Source organism: Azospirillum sp. ST 5-10 (assembly GCF_051225715.1).
Classification (GTDB): Bacteria; Pseudomonadota; Alphaproteobacteria; order Azospirillales; family Azospirillaceae; genus Azospirillum.
In genome coordinates this window covers 20,513-28,817 of the sequence record NZ_JBPJSP010000049.1, presented here as the reverse complement: position 1 = coordinate 28,817, position 8,305 = coordinate 20,513, and the positions used below count along the sequence as shown (strand labels likewise).

Genomic DNA, 8,305 nt, shown 5'->3' with positions numbered 1-8,305 from the left:
GAATGGAGAGCCGTATGCACTGAAAGGTGCACGTACGGTTCGGGGAGGGGAAGCGCTTCAGCGCTTCCTACTCCACTGCCGACCGACGAGGGCTGGCTGTACCTGGCGGTCGTCCTGGACCTGTTCAGCTGCAAGGCGGTCGGCTGGGCGATGCGCGATCACCTGCGCACCGAGTTGCCGCTGGCGGCGCTGACCATGGCGATCCAGCGGCAGCGCCCCGCCCCCGGCCTCCTACAGCACTCCGACCGCGGCTGCCAATACGCCTCGGCGGAGTACCGCAAAGCCCTGAAGGATCACGGCATTGTCCAATCCATGAGCCGCAAGGGGAACTGCTGGGACAATGCCCCCATGGAGAGCTTCTTCGGAACGGCGAAGTCCGAACTCGTCCATCACCAACGGTATCCAACGCGCGACGCCGCCAAGCGGGACCTGTTCGCCTACATCGAAGGCTACTACAATCGCCAACGGCTGCACTCAGCCCTCGGCTACATCACCCCAGAGCAGGCCGAGCTTCGGGCTGCATAATCCGGTGTCTATTCTCGCCGGGGGAAGCTCACATGTCCGCTCCTGGCGCAGAGCGGACGCAACGGCTGCCTGTGAGCCGCCGCGCTCACCCCGCCCCCGCCCCCTCCGCCGTGCTCGCCTGCACCACCCGCACCAGGGTGTGCCGCAGCTCGGCCACGCCAGTCGCCAGGTGCTCCACCGTGGTGCGGACCAGGCCGGCGTGGTCGCCGGTCGCCGCGGCCTCCTCGGAGACGCGGGCGATGCAGTGCGACACCTCGCGGGCGGCGCCGGCGGTGTCCAGCACCACCGCGGCGATGCTGCGGGTGGCGGCGGACTGGCGGTCCATGGCGCCGGCGATGTCGCCGTGCACGCGGTCCATGGCGCCGACCGCGGCGGCGATCTCCTCCATGGCCGCCACGCAGGAGTCGGTGGCGGCGCGGATGTCGGCGAGCTTGCGGCTGATGTCCTCGGTGGCCCGGGCGCTCTGGCCGGCCAGCCCCTTCACCTCGGCGGCCACCACCGAGAAGCCGCGCCCCGCCTCGCCGGCGCGGGCCGCCTCGATGGTGGCGTTGAGCGCCAGCAGGTTGGTCTGCTCGGCGATGCTGCGGATGAGGTCGGCGACGTCGCCGATCTGCGCCACCGTCACCGCCAGCGAGCGGATGGTCCCGGTGGCCCGCTGGCCGTGCTCCACCGTGGCGGCGCTGGTCTCGGCGGCACCGGCGATGCGGGCGCCGATGGCGGCGATGGAGCGGGTCAGCTCCTCCGTCGCCGCCGACACGGTCTCGACGTTGGCCAGGGTCTGCTGCGCCGCCGCCGTCACGCTCTGGGCGTAGGTCGCCACCCGGTCGGCCGAGCGCGCCACCGCCTCGGCGCTGCCGGCCATCTCCCGCGTCCGCTCGGCCACCTGGTCGACCGCGGCGCCGGTCTCCGCCTCCACGGTCGCCGCCATGGCGGCCAGCGCCTGGCGGCGGCCGGTCTCCGCCTCGGCGCGGCCGGCCTCGCGCTCGCGGGTCAGGCGCTCGACCTCCAGGGCGTTCTCGCGGAAGCGGGCCAGGCTGCGGGCCATGCGGCCGATCTCGTCGCGGCGCCCGGTGTCGGCCACCGGGCGGGTGGTGTCGCCGCCCGCCAGCGCCTCCATGCCGTCCTGGATGCGGGCGAGCGGACGCACGATGCCGCGGGCGATCACCAGCGCCAGCCCCACCCCGAGCAGCACCCCGCCCAGCGCCAGGGCGCCCGTCAGCACCGTCGCCGCCGTGGTGGTGCGGTCCATCGCGTCGACCGCCGCGTCCTGGCGCTCCCGCATCGCCGCGCGCAGCGCCGCCGCCCGCTCCGCCGCCGCCGCCACCGCGGCGCGGTAGGCGGCGATGTCCTGCCGGTAGGCGCTGGCCGCGCCGTTCAACTGGACCAGCCCCTCGTAGAGGACGCCGGCGTCGCGCTTGGCGTAGCGCAGCGGCGCCCGGGCGTCGCGCGGCCGGCCGGCGAACCGCGGGTCCAGCGCGTCGAGGGCGGCGCGGAACGCCTGCACGTCGGCCCGCGCCGCCTCGAACCCCTCGGGGTCGAGACGGTGGGCGTAGGCGAGGCCGGACACCAGCGCGGCCCGGGCCGCCGCGTCGAGGCCCGGTGCCGCGAGGCCCGGTGCCGCGGGGTCCGGCGCCGCGGGGCCCGGCGGGGGAGCGGCGCCGTCCTCCGCCAGCGCCAAGTCGAGGGCGGCGAGGCTGGTGCGCAGGTTGGCCGCCGCCAGCAGGGTCACGGCGCGCCCGTCCTGGCGCGAGACGACGCGGATGAGCGCGCCGTCCAGGGCGGTCTCGTAGGCCGCGGCGGCGGCCCGCACCGCCTCCGCCGTCGCCGCGGGCAGGGTGGCGGCCAGCGCGTCGAGGGCGCGCCGCGCCTGCGCCCGGGCCGCCGTGGCGGCGGTCAGGTCGGCCTCGACCTCGCTCGCCTCGTAGGCCGCCACGGCGCGCGACAGCTCGGCCAGCGACAGGGCGTAGCCGTCGGCCGCGGCGGCCACCGCGGCCTGGGCGCGGACCGCCCGCCCGGAGTCCTGCGCGCCATGGAAGCGCACCACGGCAAAGCCGCCCACCGCCACCAGCAGAAGGAGCAGGACGCCGAACCCGGACTGGATGCGCCGCGCGATGGTCAAGGTCATGTCAGCCACTCCCGTCCGTCATCCCGGCGTTCCAGGCATCGCCGCCGGTCCTCCGGCGCCCGGCGTGCCGGTTTCAACGCTTGTCCAAATGTCAAAGTATCGGACTCCGGTTCCAGAGCTCTGTCCGTTTCGTGAAGCTTTTCCGACAGGCGCGCCCTCGCCGCCAGCGGCGCACCCTTCGGCCCCTGGCGCGACGGACCCCGACGCGTCGATCCTCGAAGCATCGACCCTTGACGCATCGGCCATCGATGCATCAGGATGGCGCCATGGCACGCACCACCTCACAGATCCGCCCGGTGACCCGGCCGGCGCCCGACCTCACCAGCCGCTCCTACTGGAACGGCACCATCAAGATGAGCCTGTCCAAGTTCTTCATCCTGCGCGTCCTCCACGACGCGCCGATGCACGGCTACGACATCGCCCGCGCCGTGGAGCGGACGACCAGCGGCTGCTGCTCGCCGGCCGAAGGGACGATCTACCCCGTGCTGCGGGAGTTCGAGGAGGGCGGCTACGTCACCGCCCACGCCGAGGTGGTCTCGGGCCGCGAGCGCAAGGTCTACACCCTCACCGGGCGCGGGCGCGACGCCTTCCGGGTCGCCGTGGAGGCGTGGCTGGAGGTGACCCGCGCGCTGATCGACAGCGGGCGGGTGGCGCAGGACGGCGGGGGCTGCTGCGGCTGATGGCGCGGCCGATTTTCGTGTCCTTATGCATCGGTGATCGATGCATTGACGGTCGATAACGGGGAGGGAGGACGGATGAGCACGGAGCTTCCGATCGCGGTGGTGGGCGCCGGCCCGGTGGGGCTGGCGGCGGCGGCCCATCTGCTGGAACGCGGCCTGACGCCGCTGGTGCTGGAGCGCGGCCCGGCGGCCGGGCACGCGGTGCGGGCCTGGGGCCATGTGCGGGTGTTCACCCCCTGGCGCTACGTCGTCGACGCGGCCGCCGGCCGCCTGCTCGACGCCGCCGGCTGGACGGCGCCCGACCCCGAGGCGATCCCCACCGGCGGGGAGATCGTGCGCGGCTATCTGGAGCCGCTGGCCGCCCTTCCGGCGCTGGCGCCGCACATCCGCACCGGCGCCACCGTCACCGCCATCGGCCGCGCCGGGCTGGACAAGCTGGCCTCCGCCGGCCGCGCCGACGCCCCCTTCGTGGTGCGCTGGCACGACGCCGGCGGGGCGGACCACGCGGCCGCCGCCGGCGCCGTCATCGACGCCTCGGGCACCTGGTTCGCGCCCAACCCCATGGGCGTGGACGGGCTGCCGGTCCCCGGCGAGGGCGCGGCCGCCGACCGCATCGCCTACGGCATCCCCGACGTGCTGGGGGCGGCGCGCGACACCTACGCCGGGGCGCGGGTGCTGGTGGTCGGCTCCGGCCATTCGGCGATCAACGCCGTGCTCGACCTGCTGCGGCTCCAGGAGGACGCGCCGGAGACGCGGGTGCTGTGGGCGCTGCGCCGCGACGGCGTGGCGCGGCTGCTGGGCGGCGGGCTCAACGACCAGCTGCCGGCGCGCGGCGCGCTCGGCCTCGCCGCCAAGCGGGCGATCGACGCGGGGCGGCTGGAGCTGCTGACCGGCTTCGCGGCCACCCGCGTGGCGTGCCGCGGACGCGGCCTCGCGGTGGCGGCGACGGTGGCCGGACGGGAGGTGGAGCTGGCGGTCGACCGCGCCGTCGTCGCCACCGGCTTCCGCCCCGACCTCGCCATGCTGCGGGAGCTGCGGGTCGCCCTCGATCCCGCGGTGGAGGCGCCGCCGGCGCTGGCGCCGCTGATCGACCCCAACCTGCATTCCTGCGGCACCGTGCCGCCCCACGGCGCCGCCGAGCTGGCGCACCCCGAGCCCGGCTTCTACATCGCCGGCATGAAGAGCTACGGCCGCGCCCCCACCTTCCTGATGGCGACGGGCTACGAGCAGGTGCGCTCCATCGCCGCCGAACTGGCCGGCGACCACGCCGCCGCCCGCGACGTCCACCTCGTGCTGCCCGAGACCGGCGTGTGCAGCACCGCGGCGCTGACCGGTGAGGAAGAGGCCGCGGGCGGCTGCTGCGGCGGCCCGGCGCCGGCCGCGGTGGCGGCGTGCTGCGCCCGGGACGCCGAGGCCAAGGCGGCGGGGGAGGCCGGCTGCGGCTGCGGTCCCGGCCCCGACTCCGTCGCGGCGCCGGCGGCCGCCGTTCCGGCGGCGGCCGGCTGCTGCGGGCGGTGAGCGGGGGCGCCGCGTCCGACGCCGGGGCGCCGCGTCCGGCGCCCCGCAACCCGGTCGAATCCGGGGCGCCGGCTCCGGCGCCCCGCAACCGCGCCTTCATCGCCGGGCTCGGCGTCGGCCAGATCGTCTCGTGGGGAACCCTCTACTACAGCTTCCCCCTGGTCGCCGGGCCGATGGCGGCGGAGCTGGGCCTCACCAAGCCGGCCGTCTACGCCGCGGCGACGGTGGGGCTGCTGGTCGCCGGGCTGGCCGCCTACCCCGTGGGGGCGGCCATCGACCGCGGCCGCGGGCGGGCGGTGATGGCCCTGGGGTCGCTGCTCGGCGGGCTGCTCCTGCTGGCGTGGGCGGCCGTGGACGGGGCGTGGTCTCTCTACGCCCTGTTCGCCGGCATCGGGCTCGCCCAGGCGATGACCCTCTACGAGCCGGCCTTCGCCGTGGTGGCGCGGCGCTACGGCGCCGAGGCGCGGCGCGGCATCACCGCGCTCAGCCTGTGGGGCGGCTTCGCCAGCACCGTGTTCGTTCCGCTGGTCCAGGTGCTGCTGGACCGCGTCGGCTGGCGCGACGCGCTGCTCGTGCTGGCGGCGCTCAACCTGCTGCTGTGCGTGGCGCTGCACCTCGCGGTGATCGACGCGGCGGCCGACGCCCCGCGCCCGCCGGCCGCCGCCGGCCGGCCGGCGCCGCGCGAGGGGCGGGCGGCGGTGGCGTGGGCGCTGCGGCAGCCGGCCTTCCTCGGGCTGCTGGTCGCCTTCACCGTCTTCTACGGCGTCTTCTCCGGGATCGCCTTCCACCTCTACCCGCTGCTGATCGAGCGGGGATTCGACGCGGCGACGGCGGTCGCCGCCATCGCCGTCATCGGCCCGGCCCAGGTGGCCGGCCGCGTCGCCGTGTGGCTGCTCGCCGGGCGGCGCTCCATCCGCGCCGTCGGCTCGGCGACGGTCGCCGTCTTCCCCGTGGCGCTGGCGCTGCTCCTGGCGGCGCCGCGGGAGGTCGCGGTCCTGGTGCTGTTCGCCGTCCTCTACGGCGCCGCCAACGGGATCATGACCATCGTGCGCGGGCTGGCGGTGCCGGAGATGGTGACGCGCGACGCCTACGGCGCCGTCAACGGCACCCTGGCGGCGCCCGGCATCGCCGCCAAGGCGCTGGCCCCGCTGGGCGGGGCGCTGCTGTGGAGCGCCGCCGGGAGCTACGACGGGGTGCTGGCCGCGGCGCTGGCCGGCTCCGCCGTCACCGCGGCGGCGTTCTGGTACGCCGCGGCGCGCAGCCGCTGACCGGCGATCGCCGTCCGGGACCCGCCGGACGGCCGCGCGGTCCCATCCCGCCGCTCAGCGGATGCGGTACGCGGCGTGGCACGCGTTGCAGGTGGCGGTGACGTCGGCCAGCGCCCGGAAGACCGCCTTCGGGCCGTCGACGGGATCGAGGTCGGCGTCCTGGACGGCCACGGCGAAGCGGCTGGCGGCGCGGTGCAGCTCCGTCCCCATCCGCTGCATCGGCTCCGGCATGAAGCGGCCGAGGTGGGCGGCGTCGTGCAGGACCAGCGACGTCATGCCGATGCGCTGCTCGGCGATGCGGGCCGCGGCCTCGGCGTCGCCCCCGGCGACGGCGGCCAGGATGTCCTGCAGCGCCCGCAGGTGGTCGCGCATGTTGGCCATCATGTGCTGCTGCATGGGCGGCGGCAGCTCGACGAGCTGGCGCTCCTGCGCCACCACCGGCCGGCCGGCGGCGACGAGCAGCGCCGCCACGGCGAGCCGGACGAGGGTCGATCGCACCATGGTCGTTCTCCCGTGCTGGTGGTGAAGCCGCGGCGTGCCGTCAGCGCCCACCGTCCGCGGGGCTGCGGCGGAAGCGGCAATGGACGAAGGCCTGCCGTCGTCCCGCCGGAGTGCGGTGGTCGTCGTGCACCACCTCCTCCAGCCGGTAGGCGGCCCCCAGCTCGGCCGCCAGGGTTTCGGGGCCGTAACGGACCACGGGCAGGCCGCTGCACCGGTCCGGGCCGTCGGGAGCGAAGGACGCGATGACGAGCGTGCCGCCGGGCTCGAGGGCGGCGTCCAGGGCGGCGCGGTAGGCGTCGCGGTCGGCGGCCTCGGTGAGGAAGTGGAACACGGCGCGGTCGTGCCACAGGCCGTAGCGGGCCGGCGGCCGCCATGCGGTGACGTCCGCCTCGACCCAGCTCACCGCGTCGGCGCGCACCCCGAGGCGGGTGCGCGCGACGGCGAGCGCCGCGCCGGCGATGTCGAGCACCGTCACGGCGCGGTGGCCGCGATCGAGGAGATGGTCGACCAGCGTCGACGCCCCGCCGCCGACGTCGACGAGCCGGGTGTCGGGCGCGACGCCGGACGCGCGGATGAGCGCCAGGGAGGCGGCGGGATGGTCCTGGTGCCAGCTCACCGCGTCGCTGGCGGTGCGGCTGTAGACGCCCTGCCAGTGGTCCTGGCGCTGCCGTCGGGTCATGGGTCCGGCCTCCCGTGGCGTTGCGCCTCGAACATTAGCAACATCCGCATGACCACGCCACGACCGCCGCGCGTCATCCGGCACAGCCGTGGCGGGCGCCGCGTCATCGCCGCCCCGGGCCCGCCAGGGCCGTCCGGATCGCCTCCTCCATCGCGGCGACGGCCGGCGTCGGGCCGCCGCTCCGCCGCAGCAGGACCAGGGACGAGGCGGGCAGGGGCGGAAAGCCGTCGCGCCCGTCCAGCACCCGCAAGCCGGGCGGGACGGTGCTGCGGGCGAAGACGCCGACCGCCAAGCACGCGGCCACCGCCGCCGTCACGCCGCCGGCGCTCTCGCTGCTGTAGGCGACGCGACAGGGCCGCCCCGCCGCGGCCAGGGCGGCGAGGGCGGCGTCGCGCCACCAGCACGCCCGGTCGAACAGCGCCAGCGGCACCGGCCGCCCGGGGGCGAGGGGCAGCCGGGGATGGGCCGCCCACACCGTGTCCTCGGTCAGCAGCGGGGCGGCGCCGGCCGCCTCCGGCGGGGCGGCGTGGACGGCGAGGTCGAGCTCGCCGCGGCGGACCGCCCCCGGGAAGTCGGTGCTGACGGCGCAGCGCACCGACACCTCCACCTCGGGATGGCGGGCGGCGAAGGTGGCGAGCACCGAGGCCAGGACGCCGGGGCCGTGGTCGTCGGGAATGCCGACGGCGACGGGACCGGCGAGCGGCGCGGCGAAGAGGCCGGCGATGCGGTCGATCTCGCCGAGCGCGCGGCGGGCCGCCCCGACCAGCGCCTCGCCGCCCGGGGTGAGCGCCATGCCGCGGGCTTGGCGCCGGAACAGGGCCGTCCCCAGCGTCGTCTCCAGCTTGCGCACCTGCACGCTGATGGCCGACTGGGTGCGGCCCAGGGCGGCGGCGGCGTGCGTCACGTTCCCCGCCTCGGCGACCGCCAGGAAGGTCCGCAGGAGATCGCTGTCGAGGGGCAAGCGTTCGTTTTTCATCATACCGACGATCATAACTGTTCGTTTGTGACG

Annotated in this window: 8 protein-coding genes; 4 read left to right on the top strand and 4 right to left on the bottom strand. The window is 76.3% G+C overall.

What is annotated here, in order from left to right; all coding sequences use genetic code 11:
* The coding region (locus ACSBPG_RS30610; RefSeq protein WP_435541047.1) for an IS3 family transposase at nt 1–525 on the top strand (525 nt) is incomplete at its 5' end.
* Between the two features lie 85 nt (nt 526–610).
* On the opposite strand, the gene ACSBPG_RS30605 is transcribed toward ACSBPG_RS30610, so the two are convergent.
* Nucleotides 611–2,650 (bottom strand): methyl-accepting chemotaxis protein, encoded by a 2,040-nt coding sequence (locus ACSBPG_RS30605; protein WP_435541046.1) that lies wholly within the window; start codon nt 2,648–2,650, stop codon nt 611–613.
* A gap of 266 nt (nt 2,651–2,916) precedes the next feature.
* On the opposite strand from ACSBPG_RS30605, the gene ACSBPG_RS30600 reads away from it, so the two are divergent.
* The 3 genes from ACSBPG_RS30600 (at nt 2,917) to ACSBPG_RS30590 (ending at nt 6,116) form a co-directional block, all read left to right on the top strand.
* A complete protein-coding gene (locus ACSBPG_RS30600; protein ID WP_435541045.1) occupies nt 2,917–3,330 on the top strand; it encodes a PadR family transcriptional regulator in 414 nt (137 codons plus the stop codon).
* A gap of 75 nt (nt 3,331–3,405) precedes the next feature.
* A complete protein-coding gene (locus tag ACSBPG_RS30595; RefSeq protein WP_435541044.1) occupies nt 3,406–4,848 on the top strand; it encodes an NAD(P)-binding protein in 1,443 nt (480 codons plus the stop codon).
* Nucleotides 4,845–6,116, top strand: a complete 1,272-nt coding sequence (locus ACSBPG_RS30590; RefSeq protein WP_435541043.1) for an MFS transporter — start codon at nt 4,845–4,847, stop codon at nt 6,114–6,116. Before ACSBPG_RS30595 ends, ACSBPG_RS30590 begins: the two co-directional genes overlap by 4 nt.
* 54 nt (nt 6,117–6,170) lie before the next feature.
* On the opposite strand, the gene ACSBPG_RS30585 is transcribed toward ACSBPG_RS30590, so the two are convergent.
* The 3 genes from ACSBPG_RS30585 to ACSBPG_RS30575 form a co-directional block, all read right to left on the bottom strand.
* Nucleotides 6,171–6,617, bottom strand: coding sequence for a hypothetical protein (locus ACSBPG_RS30585; RefSeq protein WP_435541042.1), 447 nt, complete (start codon nt 6,615–6,617; stop codon nt 6,171–6,173).
* A 40-nt stretch (nt 6,618–6,657) separates the two neighbouring features.
* On the bottom strand, nt 6,658–7,296 hold the full coding sequence (locus ACSBPG_RS30580; protein WP_435541041.1) for a class I SAM-dependent methyltransferase: 639 nt from the start codon (nt 7,294–7,296) through the stop codon (nt 6,658–6,660).
* 103 nt (nt 7,297–7,399) lie between these two features.
* A complete protein-coding gene (locus ACSBPG_RS30575) occupies nt 7,400–8,275 on the bottom strand; it encodes a LysR family transcriptional regulator (protein WP_435541040.1) in 876 nt (291 codons plus the stop codon).
* Nucleotides 8,276–8,305: the final 30 nt, after the last annotated feature.